Below are 19,677 nucleotides of genomic sequence, written 5' to 3'. Positions count from 1 at the left end.
CGCACGCCGCGCCCCTGCGCCCCGGCCCTGCGCCCCGGCCCTGCGGTTGCGTCACCCGCACACCCCCGGTGACATGGAGGGACGCCCGCACGGGCGCGGCTCTTCGGGCACCGAACCTTCCGACCACCGCCGAAGCGTCAAGGAGCGAGGGCACAGCATGGCGATCACCGTGGTCATCGCGGACGACCAGGAGATGGTCCGCACCGGCTTCCGGATGATCCTGGAGAGCCAGCCCGACATCGAGGTCGTGGCCGACGTCGTCGACGGCGAGGCCGCCCTGGAGGCCGTCGAGTACCACCGGCCCGACGTCCTCCTCCTCGACATCCGCATGCCCAAGCTGGACGGCCTGGAGGTCACCCGCCGCCTGTCCGAGCTCTCCGCCGCCCACCCCGAGCGCGGGCAGCGCCCCCGCATCGTCATCGTCACCACCTTCGACCTCGACGAGTACGTGCACACCGCCCTGCGCAACGGCGCCTCAGGCTTCCTGCTGAAGGACGCCAGCCCCGCCATGCTGGTCGAGGCCGTGCACGCCGCGGCCGTCGGGGACTCCCTCATCTCGCCCGCGATCACCGTGCGCCTGCTGCGCGACATGGCCCCCGCCGGATCCGCCGCGCCCACGGTCAAACAGCCCTCCGAGCCGCTCACCGACCGCGAGGCCGACGTCGTGCGCTGCCTGGCCCGCGGGGCCACCAACGCCGAGATCGCCGGCGAACTGTTCGTCTCCCTGTCCACGGTCAAGACCCATCTGGCCAACGTGCAGCTCAAGCTCGATGCCCGCAACCGCGTCGAGATCGCCGCCTGGGCCTGGGAGAGCGGGCTGGCCGCGGGCGGCACGTGACCAGATGGGCCGGGTGGGCCGCCCGCCACCCCCGGGGAGCGGCAGCCGCGAAGGCCGGCCTCGGGGTCGTCCTGCTCTGCCTCGTCGGCCTGGAGGGCATCGTCCTGGCCCGGCAGCCCAGCCGCCCGCACGCCATAGTCCTCGCCTCCGGCGTCCTGGTCTGCCTGTGCGCGGTGCCCTACGCCTGGATCCCGCTGAACGTACGGGCGTCCGTGGCCGTCGCCGTCTCCTGGACGGCCTCCGCCGTCCTGATGGCCGGGCAGCACCCCACGATCGTCTGGGGCATGGGCGAGGACGTCGCCCTGCTCGTCCTGCTCACCCTCGTCGTCAGCCGGTCCTCCCGGCGCGTCGCCGCCACCCTGGGCCCGATGCTGGCCCTGGCCATCGTCGCCGCGCCCATGCGCGACCTCAACCCGGAGTGGTTCACCGCCCTGTTCACGGTCCTGACCGTCGTCGTGGGCAGCTACTCCCTGCTGCTGCGCGGCCAGTCCGCCCGGCGCGTGCGCGACATGGCCGCCGTCCGCACGGCCGAACGGCTGGAGCTGGCCCGCGAACTCCACGACCTCGTCGCCCACCACATCACCGGCATCGCCGTACAGGCCCAGGCCGCCCGCTTCACCGCCCTGGAGGGCCCGGCCGCGACCGGGGCCTTCGAGCGCATCGAGACCTCCGCGAGCGAGGCGCTCGGCGCGATGCGCCGCCTGGTGGGCGTCCTGCGGGAGGGCGAGGCGGAGACCGAACCCGTCGCGGGCCTTCCCGAGGTACGCGAACTGACCGAGGCGTTCGCCCGCACGGGACCACCCGTCGCCCTTTACATCGAGCGGGGCATGGAAACCTGGATCCCGGGTGATGTGGCGGCCGGCGTCCACCGCGTCGTCCGCGAGGCCCTCACCAACGTCCGCAAGCACGCCGCCGACGCCACGGCCGTACGGATCGGGGTGCGCGGCGTCCCCGCGGGCGTCGAGCTGCGCATCGCCGACGACGGCAAGCGGGCCGCGGGGCTGACCGAGCAGGCCCGGGGCGGGGGCTTCGGCCTCGTCGGGCTCGCCGAACGGGCCAAGGCCATGGGCGGCGTGCTGACGGCGGGCCCCGCGCCGGAGGGCGGATGGCAGGTGACGGCGCTGTTCCCGGTGGACCGCGGGGTCTGACCCGGCCGGCCGGGGCCGTTCGCCGGGGGCTCAATCCGCCGACGGCGCAAAGCCTTGGGGCGGGCCGGAGCCGGTGCCTAGCCTCACGTCATGGAGAGCACACAAGTAACCCTCCACATATGGATGTTCACCTTCGCCGTCGGCCAGTCCTACGCGGTGCGCCGGCGGGACGGCGCCGGCTGGGCCCTCGTCGACGCCGGGCTGCCGGGCAACGAACGGCCCGTCCTGGAGGCCCTGGCGCGGCTGGGGGCCCGCCCCGAGGACGTCAAGGACATCGTGCTGACCCACTTCCACGTGGACCATCGCGGGTCCGCGGCCGCCCTGGCGGCGGCCACCGGGGCCCGGGTGCTGGCGGGCGCCCCCGACGCGCCCGTGATCCGCGGAGAGGTCCCGGAGCCGCCGCCGGTGCTGGAGGACTGGGAGGTGGCCCTGTGGGAGTCCGTGCAGTCCGGCCTGGCGGACGTGCCGCCCGCCGGGCCGTGCCGGGTGGACGTCGAGCTCGCCGACGGGGACGTCCTGGACTGGGGCGAGGAGGTACGGGTCGTCGCCGTGCCGGGGCACACGGACGGCAGCATCGCGCTGCACCTGACCTCGTCCGGGGTGCTGTTCACGGGTGACACCATCGCGGGCGTACCGCACGTGATGTTGGGCGTCTTCAACACCGACCGGCGCCGGGCGCTCGAATCCTTCCGCCGTCAGGCCGAGCTCGACGTTCAAACGGCCTGTTTCGGTCATGGTGCGCCCGTCGTCGGCGGCGCGGGTCAGGCGCTGCGGGAGGCGGCTGCCCGGCTGCCCGTGGGCTAGAGCCCGCCGGGGCTTCCGGGCCGCCCCGCCCGGCTCAGAGCGACGACTGCCCGTAGCAGAGGCAGAAGGGGTGCCCGGCCGGGTCGGCGAAGACCCGGAAGCCCGACTTCTCGCCGCCGCTGTCGTGGAGGAACGTCGCCCCGAGGGCGATGACCTCCGCCTGCGCCCGTTCCACGTCCTCGCGGGTGGCGACGTCGAAGTCCAGGTGCATCTGCTGCGGATGGCCGGGGTCGGGCCAGCGGGGCGGGTGGTACTCGCCCCGCACGCCCTGGAAGGCGATGCGCTGACGGGTGGCCGGGTCGGTCACCCAGACCCAGGCCGGGTCGTCCTCGTCGCTCTCGACCCGCCAGCCGAGGATCGCGGAGTAGAAGCGGGCCAGGGCCGACGGGTCGGGGCAGTCGATGACGGTGCACTGCAGTTCGGCGATCATGACGTCATGATGCCGCGCCGCACGGCGCAGGGGAACGACGGCCGCGCCGGCGTCGCCCGGGCGGGCCGCCCCTAGGAACGGCGCTCCAGCGCGTCGAACCAGCGGACGATCTGCGGCTCCGCCGCCTTGAAGGTGCCGAAGTGGTTGGCCTTCCCATGGTCGATCACCGGCGCCTTCACGCCGTTGCGCGCCAGGTCACGGGCGCAGCTGCGGGAGTTCGCGATGGGCACGTCCGTGTCACCGGCCGCGGCGTGCAGCCGCACCGGCACGTCCGGCTTCCACGCGCAGTTCCCGTCCTGGGCCCGCATGGCCTCCAGCAAGGCCCCCGAGGGGTGCCGCAGCTTCTCGCGGAACTCGTCGGTGATCAGCTGTTCCACCGTCGCGGGGAGCGCCTTGAAGATCTCCTCCTCCGTGTGACGGGTGTCGAAGAGCTTCTCGACGACCCCCGCGTACGGCTGCTTGAAGGCCTCGGCCGGGTGCTTGTAGATCGGGTGCAGCCGGTTCTGGGCCGTGAGGTAGTACGAGAGGTAGAAGACGGCACTGGTCTGGTTGACCCGGCCGTCGAAGATGCCGGGCATCTCCGCCTTCTCGATGTCGTACGGCCCGGCGACCGGGGCGAGGGCACGGAGCCGGAAGTGCCGGTCCGCGCCGCCCGCCAGGGCCCGGCCGAGCGCCATGGCCACCTGCCCACCCTGCGAGAAGCCCGTGCCGTACACATCGCCGTTCAGCGGCCTGCCCAGCCGCTGCGCGGCGGTCCGCGAGGCCCGCAGCATGTCCAGGCAAGCGGTCACGGCGGACGCGGTGTCCATGTACGGGTGCGGGCCGGGGCCCTTGCCGAGCCCCAGGTAGTCGGGGGCGGCCACGGCACGCCCCGCCGAGGCGTGCAGATACGGCGCCACCCGCCCGAAGCCCTCGCCCACGGAGGGCGCGTAGTCGCGGTGGGCCATGGTGCCGTGCGTCTCGGCGACCAGGGGGAGCGTGCGCCCGCCGCCCTTGGGCAGCACGAACAGCCCGGTGGCGGTGGTGGGTTCGCCCTGCGCGGTCACCGTCCGGTACGTGAGCCGGTAGGCGCGTACGCCATGGGCGGCCCGCGTCGCGTCGATCTCCGACGTGCGCAGGAACGTGGCGACCTGGTCGCGGCTCAGATCGGCGAGGGGCGTCACCGACAGCAGCGTGCCGCGCTCGGTGTGCTGCCGCGCGGACGCGGCCTCGGCCGAGGGCTCCGCCGCCATCGCGGGCGCCGCCCCCAGCGCCGCGACGACGACGGCCGTGGCGACCGCCACCCCGCGTCGCGTCATGGAACTGCCCCTGCCCGTACGCCGGTTACCGCCGACTGTGATCATCATGGACACGACCCTAAGCGGCGCCGCACCGCGACCGCCCCCTTCCTGAGAAGGGGCTGCGCACCGGCCCACCCCTAGGGGACGGATCGTTCCCACAGCCGAGACGCACCCCGCCCCACCGGCATCCGGATCGCGTTAGTCCAATACGGCGCCGCCCTTTGTCCATGGGCACCCCCACCACGTGCGCCCCACAGTGTCGCCGTGACCGCAGAAACCACGGGCCCCAGCAGACGGACCGTCGTCGTCACCACGGCCCTCGCCGGCCTCGGCACCGCCCTGGCCCCCACCGCCCGCGCCGCCACCGGGCCGGCCGAGGCCCTCCTGCGCTCCGACGTCCTCGACGTGCGCGTCGACACCCGCTTCCCGCGCGTCCTGTCCTACACCGACCGCGCCCGTGGCACCGTCCTCCACGGCCAGGAGGACCCCGTCACCTCCCTGCTGGTGGACGGCGTCGAGCACACCCCCCACGTCACCGTCTCCACCGCCGCCGCCCACGCCGCGTACCGCCTCACCCTCGGCGCCACCCGCATCGACGTCGAGATCCGCGTCGACGGACCCCGCGTGCACTGGCGGGTCACCCACATCGCCGACACGCCCGGCCTGCGCGTGGGCACCCTGCGCTTCCCCACGCTCGCCTTCCTCTCCGTCCGCAGCACCCAGCCCGGCGCCGCCCTCCTCGCCGCCCGCATCCACCTGGACGCGGCAGCCGACGGCGACACCCTCGTACGCCCCACCCCCGGCCGCCCCGCCGACCCGGCCCCCACCGGCTGCGCCTACGCCGTCGTCAGCACCGGCGAACTCGCCGCCGCCATCGAGACCAACACCGTCCACGACAAGCCGGACGCGGCCTCCTCCTGGGACAACGGCCGCCTGTGGTGGCAGACCCTGACCCGCGCCGGCTACACCAAGACCCAACTCACCTGCGGCGAGTGGACCCACCGCGCCGCCACCGCGCCCCTGACCGCCACCGAACCCCTGCCGTACGCCACCGTCATCGTCACCGGCGACCGCAACGGCGACGGCACCGCCGACTGGCAGGACGCGGCCATCGCGATGCGCGACATCATGACCGAACCGCTCGGCGCCCGGGAACAGCACCTGCGCGTCGTGCCGCACATCCCGTTCAACTTCGCCAGCCAGGCCACCAACCCCTTCCTCGCCACCCTCGACCACATCAAGCGCATCCACCTCGCCACCGACGGGCTGCGCCAGTTCACCCTCCTCAAGGGCTACCAGTCCGAGGGCCACGACTCCGCACACCCCGACTACGGCGGCAACTACAACACCCGCGCCGGCGGCCTGGCCGACCTCAACACCCTGCTGCGCGTCGGCAAGCGCTGGAACAGCGACTTCGCCGTGCACGTCAACACCACCGAGTCGTACCCGGTCGCGAACGCCTTCTCCGAAACCCTCGTGGACAAGAACAACCGGCAGTGGGACTGGCTCGACCAGTCGTACCGCATCGACGCCCGCCGCGACCTGGTCTCCGGCGACATCGCCCGCCGCTTCCGGCAGCTGCGCCAGGAGACCGACCCGGCCCTGAACACCCTCTACATCGACGTCTTCCGCGAGTCCGGCTGGACCTCCGACGCGCTGCAGCGCCTCCTGCGCGAGCAGGGCTGGCAGATCACCACCGAGTGGGGCCACGGCCTGGAGCGCTCCAGCCTGTGGGCGCACTGGGCGGCCGAGACCGACTACGGTCCCGACAGCTCGCGCGGCATCAACTCCCGGCTCATCCGCTTCATCCGCCACCACCAAAAGGACGTCTTCGCCGACAAGTGGCCGCTCCTGGGCACCGCCAAGCTCGGCAGCTTCGAGGGCTGGCGCGCGAAGACCGACTGGACCGCGTTCCACCGGCGGCTGTGGACCGAGAACCTGCCCGCGAAGTATTTGCAGGCGTTCGCGATCCAAACCTGGGGCGAGCACGACATCACCCTCGCCACACCGGACGGACTCACCACCCGCGTCTCGGACGCCGACGGCACGAAGAAGATCACCACCGACGGCCGTCTCGTCCACGACGACGGCGCCTACCTCCTGCCCTGGGAACCGCTCAGGGCCACCGATCCCGCCAAGCTCTACCACTACAACCCCCGCGGCGGCCCCACCACCTGGGCCCTGCCCCGCGCCTGGGCCACCCTGCGCTCGGTGGTGCTGCACCGCCTCACCGACCAGGGCCGGGCCGACGCCACCGACGTGCCGGTGCGCGACGGCAGCGTCACCCTCGACGCCGCACCCGCGCAGCCCTACGTCCTCACCCGCACCCGCGGCCGGCGCCGCCCCGACCCCCGCTGGGGCGAGGGCACTCCCGTGCGCGACCCGCACTTCCTCTCCGGAACCCTCGACGCCTGGCAGGTCACCGGGCCCGCCCGGGCCGTGCGCAGCGCCCTCGGGGACTGGGAACTGGTCGTCGGCGCCGGGGGAGCGGCCACCGTAAGCCAGCGGCTCGCCCGCCTGGCCCCCGGCACCTACGCCGCCTCCGTCCAGGTCGAGGTCGGCGCCACGGCGGGCGAGCGCCGAAGGGCCGCGCTGAGCGTCCGCACCGCCGACGGGGTCACCGCCACGAACTGGACGGACACCTCCACCGCCGTCAACCACATGGCCGCCGACCACAAACACGGCACGCGCTTCCAGCGGATGTTCACCTGGTTCACCGTGCCGGCCGGCGGCGGCCCCGTGACCCTGGCGCTGACGGCCGCGCCCGGGCAGGCCCGGGTCCGCTTCGACGCGGTGCGCGTCGTCCCCGGACGGCGGGCCACCGCCCCAGGAGCCCTGGTCTTCGAGGACTTCGAGAACGTGCCGCAGGGCTGGGGCCCCTTCGTCAAGGGCGACGCGGGCGGCACCACCGATCCGCGCACCCACATCGCCCAGCGGCACGCCCCGTACACCCAGCGCGGCTGGAACGGCAAGGCGATCGACGACGTCATCGACGGCACCCAGTCGCTGAAGTCGCGCGGCGAGAACCCCGGCCTGGTCTACCGCACCGTCCCGCACACCGTGCGCTTCGCCCCCGGACGCCGCTACCGCGTGACGTTCCGCTACGAGAACGAGCAGGCGGGCCAGTACGCGTGGATCACGGCGGTGGACGAGCCCGGGGAGCGCGAACTGACCCGCACCACCCTGCCAGTGGCCACCGCCCCGGCGACGCACACCTATGAGTTCACCGCACCCGATACGGGTGAGGCGTGGGTGGGATTACGGAAAGTGGGAGACAACGGGACCGCTGAGTTCTGCCTCGATGGCTTCACGGTGCATGCAGTCGGGCAAGAAACATCCACGGGGTTCCGTCCCGTTGGTCACCGTCATCGGCCGGTGACCAGCGGGACGGGAGCTCAGCCCACCGCCCCCACCGGGAGCGCCGGCTCGCCGGCCCGCTCGAACTCCAGCACCAGCAGCTCGTTCTCCCCCTCGCGCAACACCGGCCCCGGCACATAGAGCGCACGCTGCGGGCCCCGGTCCCAGTACCGCCCCAGACAGAAACCGTTCACCCACACAAAGCCCCGCACCCAGCCCGGCAGCTTCACCGTCGCGTCACCGGCACCGGCCACCGTGACCGCGCCCCGGTACAGGCCCGGACCGCCACCGCCCGGGCCCTGAGGGCCACAGGCGCTCTCCCACGCCCGCCACGGCACGCCGCGCGGGGCGCCGGGCTCCACCACGGCATCCAGCCGCAGCGCCCGCGCCCGCACCCCGTGCACGTACTGCCGCTCGTGCAGCACGCCCCCCGTGATGCCCTTGGACTCTCCCAGGCGGGGGCCGTAGTTGACCCGGCCCAGCGACTCCACCCACACCTCCACCGACGCCGGTCCCGCGACCTCACCGACCAGCACCACGCCGCCGTCGCCACCGCCGTCGCCGCCACCGTCCCCGGCAACGACCCTGCGTACCCCGTCCACGTACACCGCCGCCACATCCCGCAGCCCCACCAGCCGCAGCGGATACGCCCCGCGCGGCCCCGGCACCTCGAAGCGGTACCGCACCACCCCGCGCTCGACGCCCAGTTCCTCGAACACCGGCGGCACCGCGCCCTCCCGCTCCTCGTCCCCCAGCGCGTCCACCACCTCGCCCAGCGGCGCCCACTGTCCGAGCCGGGCCACCGCGGGGGAGCCCAGCACCGGGGGAGCGGGCGGCAGGGCGGGCAGCGGACCGGTGGCCTCCCGGTACTCCGCCAGCACCTCGCGGAAGGCCCAGAACTTCGGTGTGGGACGCCCGTACTCGTCGACCGGCGCGTCGTAGTCGTAGGAGGTGACCGTCGGCCGCAGCGCCCCGCGGTGGTCGTCCCCGGCACGGTTCGCCCCCGCCCAGCCCCCGAAATTGGTGCCCCCGTGCGCCATGTACAGATTGACCGACGCCCCGCACTCGAGGACCTCCCGCAGCGCCCGCGCCGCCCGCGCCGTCCCCCGGCAGGCCGGCTCCGCGCCCCAGTGCGTGAACCAGCCGCACCACAACTCCATGCACATCAGCGGCCCGGACGGCCTGAAGCGGCGCAGCACCTCGAACGCCTCGCGCGCACCCGAGGCGAAGTTCACCGTCGCCAGCACGCCCGGCACCGCACCACCGGAGAGCATGTGCTCCTCCGGCCCGTCCGAGGTGACCAGCGGCACCGTCACACCGAGCGCCTTCCACCGTTCTGCCAGATGCCGCAGATAAACCTCGTCGCTGCCGTACGACCCGTACTCGTTCTCGACCTGCACCAGCACCACCGGACCGCCCCGGCCCACCTGCCGGTCCAGCAGCTGGTCCGCGACGACCGCGAACCACGCGTCGACGGCCCGCAGGAACCTCTCGTCCCGTGTCCGCACACCGCGCCCCACCGCGCCCGTCAGCCACGCCGGCAGTCCGCCGTTCTCCCACTCCGCGCAGATGTACGGACCCGGGCGCACGACGGCGTACAGTCCCTCCTCGCCCGCCGCGTCCAGGAACCGGCCCAGCGCCCCGACATCACGCCAGTGACCCGGGGCCGGCTCGTGCCAGTTCCACGGCACGTACGTCTCCACACAGTTCAGCCCCATCGCCCGCAGCATCCCCAGCCGGTGCCGCCACAGCCCCTCGTGCACCCGGAAGTAGTGCAGCGCCCCCGACAGCAGCCGCACCGGCCGCCCGTCGAGCTCGAAACCCTCGTCCCCCACCACGAACTCCGGCACGCGCCCGCCCGCCTCTCACCCTCGGCCGTCCCGGGCCGTCCTCGACCCGGCCCCGGCCATCGTCGCCCTCTGGCGGGGGAGCAAGCCATGGACAAAGATCGGCCCTGTTTGGACGGAGCCGACGGCGCCGCGGAAGGCAGGGACGCGTGTATCACACCTGGATGCGCTACTTCACCCCCGGCCCGGTCCACCACCGGCTCGGCCTGGTCTGCCTCGGGGTCGGCCTCCAGCACGGCGCCCTGCCCGCCGTGGGCCCGCGCGTCCTCGACCACCACGTGGCCGTCGTCATCAGCGCCGGATCCGGCTGGTACCGCACGCCCGACTCCCGCACCCACCCCGTCACCGCCCCCGCCCTGCTCTGGCTCACCCCCGGAACCCCGCACCACTACGGCGCCGGGCGCGGCGCCGGCTGGGACGAGAGCTTCGTCGACTTCACCGGCAGCGCCGTCGCCGCCTACACCGAGCTGGGCTACATCGAACCCGGACGGCCCGTCGTCCCCCTGACCGACACCACCGGCCCCCGTGCCGCCGTCGCCCGCATCGCCCGCGCCGCCCGCCGCGGCAACCCCCTGCTCGAGGTCGAGACCTCCGCCGCCGTCCACGAGCTCCTCGTCGCCCTGCGCCACGTCCGCGCCGACTCCGCCGGCGACGCCGACCCCGTCCTGCGCGCCCTGGCCCGCGATGCCTTCCTGCCGCTGTCCGTCACCCAGCACGCCGCCCGCCACGGCATGAGCCCCGCCGAGCTGCGCCTGGCCGTCCGGCGCGGCGCCGGCTGCAGCCCCAAGGACTACCTGCTCGGCGTCCGCCTCGGCCGCGCCAAGGAGCTCCTGGCCGCCACCGAGCTGCCCGTCGCCGCCGTCGCCCGGCGCGTCGGCTACGACGACCCCGCCTACTTCAGCCGGCTCTTCACCCGCCGGGTCGGCACCGCTCCCATCCGCTTCCGGGAACGGTGCGGGCGGGCCGTGCCCTCGGGCGGCTGGAGCAACGAGATCCCCGATCCGGAGCACCCACCGGTCATCGGATCCCGTCCATCCGCATAGGCTCGGTGGGGTGGACATGAACAACAGTGCCAACGACGAGTCCGTACGCGCCGAGCTGGGCCGCCTGCGCGACAGCATCGACAACATCGACGCGGCGGTCATTCACATGCTCGCCGAACGCTTCAAATGCACCCAGCAGGTCGGCCACCTCAAGGCCGCCCACAAGATGCCCCCGGCCGACCCGGCCCGCGAGGCCCGCCAGATCGCCCGCCTCCGCGAGCTCGCCGAGAACGCGAAGCTCGACCCGGCGTTCGCGGAGAAGTTCCTGAACTTCATCATCGCCGAGGTCATCCGCCACCACGAGACGATCGCCCGGGCCTAGCCCGGCCCCCGCCGGGCCGGCGACGCCGGGCCCGGGCGGTGAGCCCACCCGCCGACCGGTGCCCGGGGGCTCGCGCCGGGCCCGGCGGCACCGGACCGACCGCCGACCCCACCCGCCCGCCGCCGCGGCGCTCAGTCGCAACCGGCGCGGCCCGGCGAACCGACCGCCGCACTCCTATCCCGCCGCCGCGGCGCTCAGCCGCAATGGTGTGGCCCTGCGAACCGGCCGCCGCACCCCTATCCCGCCGCCGCGGCGCTCAGCCGCAATGGTGTGGCCCTGCGAACCGGCCGCCGCACCCCTATCCCGCCGCCGCGGCGCTCAGCCGCAACCGGGGGGCCGACGGTGCCGAACCGTCCGCATCCGGTCCGCCGCGGCGCCCCAGCCGCACCGCGGGGCCACGCCCCACCCGGCACCGCAATATGCCCAGGCCCGGCGCCCGGCGTTACGGCAGCATGGGCCGCATGCCCGTACTGACGCGCGACGAAGCGCAGAGCCGAGCCCGGCTCCTCGACATCCACCGATACCGGATCGACCTCGACCTCACCCGCGGCGAGGAACACTTCGGCTCCACCACCGTCATCCGCTTCACGGCCCGTACCGCCGGCCGTACGTTCGTCGAGCTCAAGCCCGCCACCCTGCACCGCGTCACCCTCGACGGGCAGCCCCTCGACCCCGCGGGCCTCGACGGCAACCGGCTCCCGCTGACCCTGAGCGCCGGCGAGCACGAACTGCGCGTCGAAGCCGACATGCGCTACTCCCGCACCGGCGAAGGCATGCACCGCTTCACGGACCCCGCCGACGGGCGCACCTACCTCTACACCCAGACCTTCCTCGACGACGCCCAGCGCGTCTTCGCCGCTTTCGACCAGCCCGACCTCAAAGCCCTCTTCGACGCCACCGTCACCGCGCCACCCGAGTGGACCGTCCTCGGCAACGCCATAGCCACCCGCGTCGGCCCACCCGCCGAAGGACGCTGGCAGCTGGCCACCACCAAGCCGCTGAGCACCTACTTCGTCGCCTTCGCCGCCGGCCCCTGGCACACCGTCCGTACCGAACACGCGGGACTGCCCTTCGCCCTGCACTGCCGCCGCTCCCTCGCCCCCCACCTCGACGCCGACGCCGAGGAGATCCTCGACATCACCCGTCGCTGCTACGACCGCTACCACGAGATCTTCGACGAGCCCTACCCGTTCGACTCCTACGACCAGGCCTTCGTCCCCGAATTCAACGCCGGCGCCATGGAGAACCCCGGCCTGGTCACCTTCCGCGACGAATACGTCTTCCGCTCCGCCGTCACCGACACCCAGCGCATGGGCCGCGGCACGACCATCGCCCACGAGATGGCCCACATGTGGTTCGGTGACCTGGTCACCCTCCAGTGGTGGGACGACATCTGGCTCAACGAGTCCTTCGCCGAGTACATGGGCGTCCAGATCCTCGCCGAAGCCACCCGCTTCCACGACACCTGGACCGACTTCGCCATCGCCCGCAAAGCCTGGGGCTACGACGCCGACCAGCGCCCCTCCACCCACCCCGTCGCCCCCGCACCGCACGACGTCCACGACACCGCCTCCGCCCTGCTCAACTTCGACGGCATCTCCTACGCCAAGGGCGCGAGCGCACTGCGCCAACTCGTCGCCTGGCTCGGCGACAAGGACTTCCTCGCCGGCATCAACGACCACTTCGCCCGGCACCGCTTCGGCAACGCCACCCTCGCCGACTTCATCGACTCCCTCGCCCGCAACACCGACCGCGACATCCACACCTGGGCCGAGCAGTGGCTGCGCACGACCGGGGCCGACACGCTCACCCCGGACGTCACCCACGACGGGACGTACGTACACCTCGCCATCCAGCACCGGGGCAGCCCGGGGGTCCCCGTTCCCGCGGGCGACGGCTTCGTACCCGGCGGCAGCCGACCGCACCACATCACCGTCGGCCTGTACGACCACGACCCGGACGACCCGGCACGCCTCCTGCTGCGCAAGCGCGTCGAGGCGGACATCCCGCAGACCGGCGACCTCGCCATCGCCTCCGCCGGCCCCCGCCCCGCCCTCACCCTCCTCAACGACCGCGACCTCACCTACGCCAAGGTCCGCCTCGACCCCCACTCCTGGCAGACCGCGCGGGCCTCGCTCTCCGGCCTGCCCGACCCGCTGACCCGAGCCGTGGTGTGGAACGCCGTCCGCGACATGGTCCGCGACGGCGAGCTCGCCCCCACCGCCTACCTGGACACGGCCCGCACCCACCTCCCACGCGAAACCGACATCGCCGTCGTCCAAGGCGTCCTCGCCTTCGCCCGGACCCAGATCGCCGACCGCTACAGCGCCCCCGCCGACCGCCCGCACGCCCTGGCCACCCTCACCGACCTCTGCCACGACCTCCTCGAGCGCACCCAGGGCACCACCGGCACCGAAGGACTACGCCTGGCCGCCGCCCGCACGCTCATCGACAGCGCCACCACCCCCACCACCCTCCAGCAGTGGCTGCACGACGGCACCGCCCCCGGCGGCCCCGCCCTCGACCCCGAGCTGCGCTGGCGCACCCTCGCCCGCCTCGCCACCCTCGGCGCCGCCACACCGCACGACATCGACACCGAACTCGCCCGCGACCCCAGCGCCACCGGCCGGGAAGGCGCCGCCCGCTGCCGCGCCGCCCTCCCCGACCCCACCGCCAAGGCCGCCGCCTGGCACGCCCTCTACGCCGACGACCAGCTCAGCAACTACCTCTTCACCGCCACCGCCCAGGGCTTCTGGCAGCCCGAGCAGGCAGACCTCCTGCGCCCCTACCGCGACCGCTACTACTCCGACGCCCTCGCCCTCGCCACCCGCCGCGGCCCCGCCCTCGCCGCCGCCGCCGGAACCCACGGCTTCCCCCACACCCTGATCGAAGAGGAAACCCTGCGCCGCGGCCAGGACTGCCTGCGCGACGCCGATCCCACCCCCGCCCTGCGCCGCAAGCTCACCGACCAGCTCGACGACCTGCGCCGCGCCCTGGCCGTCCGCGCGGCACACTCCTGACAGACCCGGCAGCGGATACGACAAAGGCTCCCGTACCCCACCGGGGGGTACGGGAGCCTCGGCCCATGGCTCTGCCGATCGTCGGTACCGACGATCAGTCGCGCGCGTCGCCCTTCGCCGCCTGCGACGGCTGGGCCGTACGCAGCTCCTCCAGGAAGCGGTCGACGACGCCGCTCTCCCGGGCGTAGTCGGCCATCGACTCGCCGACGATCTTGCCCGCCAGCTCCGTGGCCAGCGCGCCGACCTGCTCCCGCAGCTCGGCCTCCGCCACCGCACGCTCGGCGTCGATCACCGCGTGACCCGCGGCGACGATCTCCTCGCGCTGACGCTGACCCTCGGCCCGCAGCTCGGCGATGATCGCCGTACCCTGCTCGACCGACTCCTGCCGCAGCCGCGCCGCCTCGTGACGGGCCTCCGCCAGCAGCGCCTGGTACTCGGCGTGGACCTGCGCCGCCTCGGCGCGGGTCTCCTCGGCCTCCTCGAAACGCCCCTCGGTGGCGTTCTCACGCTCGACGAGGACCTTGTTGATCCGGGGCAGGATCACCTTCGCCATCAGGGCGAAAACGATGAAGAACAGCACCAGCCCCACGATCAGCGGAGCGAGGTCGGGCTTCAGAGGCCCTACGTCGAGGGCAAAAGTCATGGCCATGGTGTGCACATTACCTTGCGGCCCCGCCCACCCGCCGACCCGCACCCACCCCACGGCCCCGCCCGGACCCCCAACTCGCCGCCGCCACAAGGCGACGACGGTCCCGTCCCCCCATCGGGCGAACCCTCCTCCACTCGAGGTCACCGACCGTGCACAGCCGGTAGCTTGGCCCGTTGGTGCCAGCCCCCGGACCCGCCCGTACCCCAGGAACACCGCACAGAAAACCGACCCAAAAGGGACAGACTCATGCCTGCGCCGCCCTCACCCCACCCCACCCCCGCACTCGCGGGCGGCGCCCAAGGAACCCGCGCCCTGCGCCCCCTGATCGACATCGCCCTCAACGCCCTCGCCCGCGGTGCCACCGCCCGCGGCGGCCCGCTCCCCGCGGGCGGCCCCGAAACCGTCGCCGCCCGCATACGAGCCACCGCCGGCCCCGCCCTGCCCGAACGCGGCACCGGCCCCGAAGAATCCCTGCACACCCTCGTCCAGGCCCTGGCCGAAGGCGCCGCCGACCCCGCCGACCCGCACTGCGCCGCGCACCTGCACGGCCCACCCCTCGCCCTCGCCACCGCCGCCGATCTCGCGGCCGGCACCCTCAACCCCTCCCTCGACTCCTGGGACCAGTCCCCCTCCGCCACCGCCCTCGAAGCCCTCACCACCCGGGCCCTGGCCGCCCTCGCCTACCCCGGCCGCCCCGCGCCCGACGCCCTCGTCACCACCGGCGGCACCGAGTCCAACCAGCTCGCCCTGCTCCTCGCCCGCGAAGCCGCCCGCACCCACGGCACCGCGCCCCTGCAGATCATCTGCGGAGCCAACGCCCACCACAGCATCCACCGCTCCGCATGGCTCCTCGGCCTCCCCGAACCCCGCACCCTCCCCACCCCCAGCGGCACCATCAACCCCGCCGACCTCCACACCGCCCTCACAGCACTCCCCGGGCTCCCCGGTGGCACCCCCGCCCTCGTCGTCGCCACCGCCGGCACCACCGACACCGGCCGCATCGACCCGCTGCCCGCCATCGCCGACCACTGCGAGGCCCACCGCGCCCGCCTGCACATCGACGCCGCCTACGGCGGACCCCTGCTCTTCAGCGACACCCTCAAGACCGCCCTCACCGGCCTCGACCGCGCCCACACCATCACCCTCGACCTGCACAAACTCGGCTGGCAACCCATCGCCGCGGGCCTCCTCGCGGTCCCCGACACCACGGCCCTGCGCCCCCTCGCCCACCAGGCCGACTACCTCAACGCCCCCGACGACACCGAAGCCGGCCTCCCCGACCTCCTCCACCGTTCCCTGCGCACCACCCGCCGCCCCGACATCTTCAAGATCGCCGTCACCCTCCGCGCCCTCGGCCGCCAGGGCATCGCCGACCTCGTCGAGCGCGTCTGCGCCGCCGCGCACCACCTCGCCGACCTCATCGACGACCACCCCGCACTCGAACTGCACTCACGCCCCACCATCAGCACCGTTCTCTTCCGTCCCATCGGCGCCGACCACCACACCACCGCCCACACCAGACGCCGCCTGCTGCACACCGGACACGCCGTCCTCGGCCGCGCCCACACCCCTCAGGGCCTCTGGCTCAAAGCCACCCTGCTCAACCCCCACACCCGCCCGGACGACCTCCGACACCTGCTGAAACTCGTGGAAGGCCACACGACCCGATGACCAACGCCCAGCCCCCCGCCTCCGCCCCCGACCAACCCCTCGACCTCGTCGGCATCGGCATCGGCCCCTTCAACCTCTCCCTCGCCGCCCTCGCCCAGCCCCTCGACGACCTCCGCACCGCCTTCTACGACCAGAACCCCACCTTCCAGTGGCACCCCGGCCTCCTCATCGACGGGACCACCCTCCAGGTGCCCTACCTGGCCGACCTCGTCACCCTGGCCGACCCCACCAGCCCCTGGACCTTCCTCAACTACCTCAAATCCCGCGAACGCCTCTACCCCTTCTACTTCTCGGAGCGCCAGCACATCCACCGCGCCGAATACGACGCCTACTGCCGCTGGGTCAGCGAGAACCTGGGCGGACTCCACTTCAACCACCACATCGACGCCGTCCGCTGGAACCCCGAACGCGTCCTCTTCGAAATCGACTACACCCAGCTCGACCCCGAAGGCGAAGCCGACGCCCTCGGCCGCGCCTACACCCGCAACCTCGTCCTCGGCGTCGGCACCGCCCCCCACATCCCCGAACCGCTGCGCCCCCTCGCCGAAGCGCACAACGTCCCCGTCATCCACTCCGCCGACTACCTCGACCACCGCGAGAAACTCCTCGAAGCCGAACACATCACCGTCATCGGCTCCGGGCAATCAGGCGCCGAGATCTTCCTGGACCTCCTCCGCCGCCGCCCCACCGGCCGCGAAAAGCTCGCCTGGCTCGCCCGCAGCCCCGCATTCGCCCCCATGGAATACAGCAAGCTCGGCCTCGAGCACTTCACCCCCGACTACACCCACTACTTCCGCACCCTCCCCGAAGCCGTGCGCGACCACGTCCTGCCCCAGCAGTGGCAACTCCACCAGGGCATCGACGTCCACACCATCGCCGACATCCACGACGAGCTCTACCGCCGCAGCCTCCACGGCGGCTGGCCCGACACCGTCCTGACCCCCGGTGTCTTCGTCCGCACCGCCGGCCGCGTCGGCACCACCCGCGTCGAACTCCACCTCGAACACATCCAGCAAGGCGCCCGCTCCCGCCTCACCACGGACGCCGTCATCCTCGCCACCGGCTACCGCGAGCGCCGCGTCGACACCCTCCTCGCCGCCCTCGACCCCTACATCCGCCGCGACTCCAACGGCCGCCCCCGCATCGACGAACACCACCGGCTCATCCTCGACCCCTCCGTCAAGGGCGCCATCCACGTCCAGAACGCCGAGACCCACACCCACGGCGTCGGCACACCCGACCTCGGCCTGGCCGCCTGGCGCAGCGCCGTCATCCTCAACGCCCTCACCGGGAAGACCCACTACCCCCTGCCCCAGCGCACCGCCTTCACCACCTTCGGCCTGGAGCCGCGGCCACAGCCACGGCCCCACACCGGCATCAGCTCAGAGAACCGGCGCACCATCCCGCGTCAGCTTCCAGTTCACTGACGCGAAGGCCGCCACATCGATCGACTGCTTCGCCTTCACCCAGCCGATGATCGTGTTACGGATCTCCTCAGAATTCGCCCACACCTGCTTGGCGCGCGCCACGTGCGGGAAGTTCCCGCCACCACTCGCCCGGTAGTTGTTCACCGCCAGAACGAACTGCGCCGAATCGACGAGCGGCTTCCCGTCGAACGAGAGATTCACGATGCGCGAACCCGGCGCCTTCGCGACATCGATCTCGTACGACAAGCCGCTCACAACGTCGTAGTTGTAGTCCGGAATCCCCTCGGCGTTCGTCAGCTTCGCCGGATCCACCGGCCCACCGGCCGGCGTCCGCACGTAATAACGCGCCGAGAACTCCAGATACTCACGCAGCTGCGCGCCCGTCAGCAGGCGCGCCTCCAGGGTGTTCTCGAACGGATACAGCCCCGCCACCTCGCGGATCGTCACCTTCCCGGCGGGGACGGCGGCCGTACGCGAGAAGCACGACGCCTGGGAGAGCACGGGAAGGGCGGCGTACGCGGTCCCGGCAAGCGCCGAACGCACCGTCTCCGCCTGCACGTGATTGATGAAATCGATGATCGGGGTGTCCTTGTACGACGCCTCCGCGGCACTCATCGCCGCCGACGACGTACCGATCACCTGATTCACATACGCGACCACCTTGCGGTGCTCATCGCTCAGCAGGCCCGTGATCTTCCGGTCCTCGGCCACCGCGTTGGAGTTCAGTACCTTCGCCGACACCGACTCGACCTGCCAGCGGCCGCGGTCCCACACCACGTCGAAGTCGAACAGCGTCAGCCGCTGGCCCCACTTCAGCGGCTCGGACAGCACGACCTGCTTGCCCGTCTCCTTGTTCGTCACCCGGTACTCGGGAATCTCCGTGTGCGCGTGCCCGACGAGAATCGCGTCGATGCCCGGCACCTGCTCGGCCACCAGGGCGGCCGCGTTCTCGATGTACGGCAGCTGATCACCGTACGACGACGTCCCGCTGGAACCGGAGTGCGCCGACACGATCACCACATCGGCACCCATCGAACGTAGCTTCGGCACCCACTTCGCGGCCTGCTCCTCCAGGCCCGGGAAAACCATCTTCCCCTGCACATTCGCCTTGTCCCAGATCGCGATGCCGGGGTTGGTCAGCCCCAGGATCGCCACCCGGACATCACGGCCGTGCGGCGTGCACACCTTCTTCATGACATACGGCGGGAACGCCGGGCGCAGCGTCTTCGCGTCCAGCGCGTTGGCGCCCAGGAGAGGGAAGCGGCACTGTTCCTGGAACTTGCGCAGCGTCGGAATGCCGTAATTGAACTCGTGATTTCCCAGGGCGGCGGCGTCATAACCGATCGCGTTCATCGCCTGGGCCATCGGATGCACCGGGCCGTTCGCACCCGTGATCGGGTCGACCTTCGCGTAGTAGTACGACAACTGGGTGCCCTGAATCGTGTCACCCGCGTCGATCAGCAGGGTGTTGCGCCGGCCCTTCTCGGCGCGCACCTGATTCACCAGGGTCGAAATCTTGGCAAGGCCCACATCATTGTGCGCCTTGTCGTCGAACTCCGCGTCCGTGAAGTAATCCCAGTTGAAGATGTTGCCGTGCAGATCCGTGGTGCCCATCACGGTGAAGGAGTACCGCTTCTTCCTGCCCCCGGGAGACGCCGCCTCGGCCGGCGCGGCACTCACCGCTCCGGCCAGCGCGACACCGGCACCCGTCGCGGCGGTACGCCCCAGAAAATTCCTACGATTGAGCGGCATATGTTCTGTTCTCCCCATTCATCATCAGAACCAACGCGCGTAGATTCTGACCCAGCAACCACACCCCCCGACACCCTCACAAGGTTGCG

The 19,677-nt window shown here is 72.6% G+C and carries 14 protein-coding genes; 9 read left to right on the top strand and 5 right to left on the bottom strand.

Annotated elements, in window-relative coordinates; all coding sequences use genetic code 11:
• The first annotated feature begins 157 nt into the window (after positions 1–157).
• The 3 genes from ABZ956_RS09805 (at position 158) to ABZ956_RS09795 (ending at position 2,790) form a co-directional block, all read left to right on the top strand.
• Positions 158–838: a response regulator transcription factor gene (locus tag ABZ956_RS09805; protein WP_361889620.1), complete on the top strand. Its 681-nt coding sequence runs from the start codon at positions 158–160 to the stop codon at positions 836–838.
• The gene (locus ABZ956_RS09800; RefSeq protein ID WP_361889617.1) at positions 835–1,986 is read left to right on the top strand and encodes a histidine kinase; all 1,152 of its coding nucleotides are present in this window, start codon (positions 835–837) and stop codon (positions 1,984–1,986) included. The genes ABZ956_RS09805 and ABZ956_RS09800 overlap by 4 nt, the downstream gene beginning before the upstream one ends.
• Positions 1,987–2,076: 90 nt before the next feature.
• The gene (locus ABZ956_RS09795; RefSeq protein ID WP_361889614.1) at positions 2,077–2,790 is read left to right on the top strand and encodes an MBL fold metallo-hydrolase; all 714 of its coding nucleotides are present in this window, start codon (positions 2,077–2,079) and stop codon (positions 2,788–2,790) included.
• Between the two features lie 34 nt (positions 2,791–2,824).
• Here ABZ956_RS09795 and ABZ956_RS09790 read toward each other — a convergent pair whose 3' ends face one another.
• Both ABZ956_RS09790 and ABZ956_RS09785 read right to left on the bottom strand, forming a co-directional pair.
• On the bottom strand, positions 2,825–3,220 hold the full coding sequence (locus tag ABZ956_RS09790) for a VOC family protein (RefSeq protein ID WP_361889611.1): 396 nt from the start codon (positions 3,218–3,220) through the stop codon (positions 2,825–2,827).
• Positions 3,221–3,291: 71 nt separating this feature from the next.
• A complete protein-coding gene (locus ABZ956_RS09785) occupies positions 3,292–4,518 on the bottom strand; it encodes an alpha/beta hydrolase (RefSeq protein WP_361889608.1) in 1,227 nt (408 codons plus the stop codon).
• A gap of 246 nt (positions 4,519–4,764) precedes the next feature.
• Here ABZ956_RS09785 and ABZ956_RS09780 point away from each other — a divergent pair, with 246 nt between their 5' ends.
• The gene (locus ABZ956_RS09780; protein ID WP_361889605.1) at positions 4,765–7,998 is read left to right on the top strand and encodes an endo-alpha-N-acetylgalactosaminidase family protein; all 3,234 of its coding nucleotides are present in this window, start codon (positions 4,765–4,767) and stop codon (positions 7,996–7,998) included.
• Here the strand turns inward: ABZ956_RS09780 and ABZ956_RS09775 are convergent.
• Complete coding sequence (locus tag ABZ956_RS09775) at positions 7,896–9,707, bottom strand: beta-galactosidase family protein (protein ID WP_361889602.1); 1,812 nt, start codon at positions 9,705–9,707, stop codon at positions 7,896–7,898. The two genes, ABZ956_RS09780 and ABZ956_RS09775, sit on opposite strands and share 103 nt — an antisense overlap.
• Before the next feature lie 146 nt (positions 9,708–9,853).
• Between ABZ956_RS09775 and ABZ956_RS09770 the strand changes: the two genes are divergently transcribed.
• From ABZ956_RS09770 to pepN, 3 genes are all read left to right on the top strand, one after another.
• The gene (locus ABZ956_RS09770) at positions 9,854–10,747 is read left to right on the top strand and encodes an AraC family transcriptional regulator (RefSeq protein ID WP_361889600.1); all 894 of its coding nucleotides are present in this window, start codon (positions 9,854–9,856) and stop codon (positions 10,745–10,747) included.
• Between the two features lie 16 nt (positions 10,748–10,763).
• Positions 10,764–11,069 (top strand): chorismate mutase, encoded by a 306-nt coding sequence (locus ABZ956_RS09765; protein WP_071964734.1) that lies wholly within the window; start codon positions 10,764–10,766, stop codon positions 11,067–11,069.
• A 452-nt stretch (positions 11,070–11,521) separates the two neighbouring features.
• Positions 11,522–14,089, top strand: coding sequence for an aminopeptidase N (pepN, locus tag ABZ956_RS09760; protein WP_361890478.1), 2,568 nt, complete (start codon positions 11,522–11,524; stop codon positions 14,087–14,089).
• A 94-nt stretch (positions 14,090–14,183) separates the two neighbouring features.
• On the opposite strand, the gene ABZ956_RS09755 is transcribed toward pepN, so the two are convergent.
• Positions 14,184–14,738 (bottom strand): F0F1 ATP synthase subunit B, encoded by a 555-nt coding sequence (locus tag ABZ956_RS09755; RefSeq protein ID WP_361889597.1) that lies wholly within the window; start codon positions 14,736–14,738, stop codon positions 14,184–14,186.
• A 246-nt stretch (positions 14,739–14,984) separates the two neighbouring features.
• Between ABZ956_RS09755 and ABZ956_RS09750 the strand changes: the two genes are divergently transcribed.
• Complete coding sequence (locus ABZ956_RS09750; protein ID WP_361889594.1) at positions 14,985–16,409, top strand: pyridoxal-dependent decarboxylase; 1,425 nt, start codon at positions 14,985–14,987, stop codon at positions 16,407–16,409.
• Positions 16,406–17,836 (top strand): SidA/IucD/PvdA family monooxygenase, encoded by a 1,431-nt coding sequence (locus ABZ956_RS09745; protein ID WP_361889591.1) that lies wholly within the window; start codon positions 16,406–16,408, stop codon positions 17,834–17,836. The genes ABZ956_RS09750 and ABZ956_RS09745 overlap by 4 nt, the downstream gene beginning before the upstream one ends.
• Here the strand turns inward: ABZ956_RS09745 and ABZ956_RS09740 are convergent.
• A complete protein-coding gene (locus ABZ956_RS09740) occupies positions 17,792–19,588 on the bottom strand; it encodes a 5'-nucleotidase C-terminal domain-containing protein (RefSeq protein WP_361889588.1) in 1,797 nt (598 codons plus the stop codon). The genes ABZ956_RS09745 and ABZ956_RS09740 overlap by 45 nt on opposite strands.
• Positions 19,589–19,677: the final 89 nt, after the last annotated feature.

The sequence above is a fragment of the Streptomyces sp. NPDC046261 genome (genome assembly GCF_040646235.1).
Taxonomy (GTDB): domain Bacteria; phylum Actinomycetota; class Actinomycetes; order Streptomycetales; family Streptomycetaceae; genus Streptomyces.
Note: the sequence above shows the minus strand (reverse complement) of the source record. Positions and strands in the feature narration are given on the sequence as shown.

Coding starts and splice junctions, on each gene's coding strand:
- ABZ956_RS09790 (WP_361889611.1), bottom strand. CDS start 3,220: ATGATCGCCGAACTGCAGTGCACCGTCATCGACTGCCCCGACCCGTCG.
- pepN (WP_361890478.1), top strand. CDS start 11,522: ATGGGCCGCATGCCCGTACTGACGCGCGACGAAGCGCAGAGCCGAGCC.
- ABZ956_RS09745 (WP_361889591.1), top strand. CDS start 16,406: ATGACCAACGCCCAGCCCCCCGCCTCCGCCCCCGACCAACCCCTCGAC.
- ABZ956_RS09795 (WP_361889614.1), top strand. CDS start 2,077: ATGGAGAGCACACAAGTAACCCTCCACATATGGATGTTCACCTTCGCC.
- ABZ956_RS09785 (WP_361889608.1), bottom strand. CDS start 4,518: ATGACGCGACGCGGGGTGGCGGTCGCCACGGCCGTCGTCGTCGCGGCG.
- ABZ956_RS09765 (WP_071964734.1), top strand. CDS start 10,764: ATGAACAACAGTGCCAACGACGAGTCCGTACGCGCCGAGCTGGGCCGC.
- ABZ956_RS09755 (WP_361889597.1), bottom strand. CDS start 14,738: ATGGCCATGACTTTTGCCCTCGACGTAGGGCCTCTGAAGCCCGACCTC.
- ABZ956_RS09750 (WP_361889594.1), top strand. CDS start 14,985: ATGCCTGCGCCGCCCTCACCCCACCCCACCCCCGCACTCGCGGGCGGC.
- ABZ956_RS09805 (WP_361889620.1), top strand. CDS start 158: ATGGCGATCACCGTGGTCATCGCGGACGACCAGGAGATGGTCCGCACC.
- ABZ956_RS09740 (WP_361889588.1), bottom strand. CDS start 19,588: ATGCCGCTCAATCGTAGGAATTTTCTGGGGCGTACCGCCGCGACGGGT.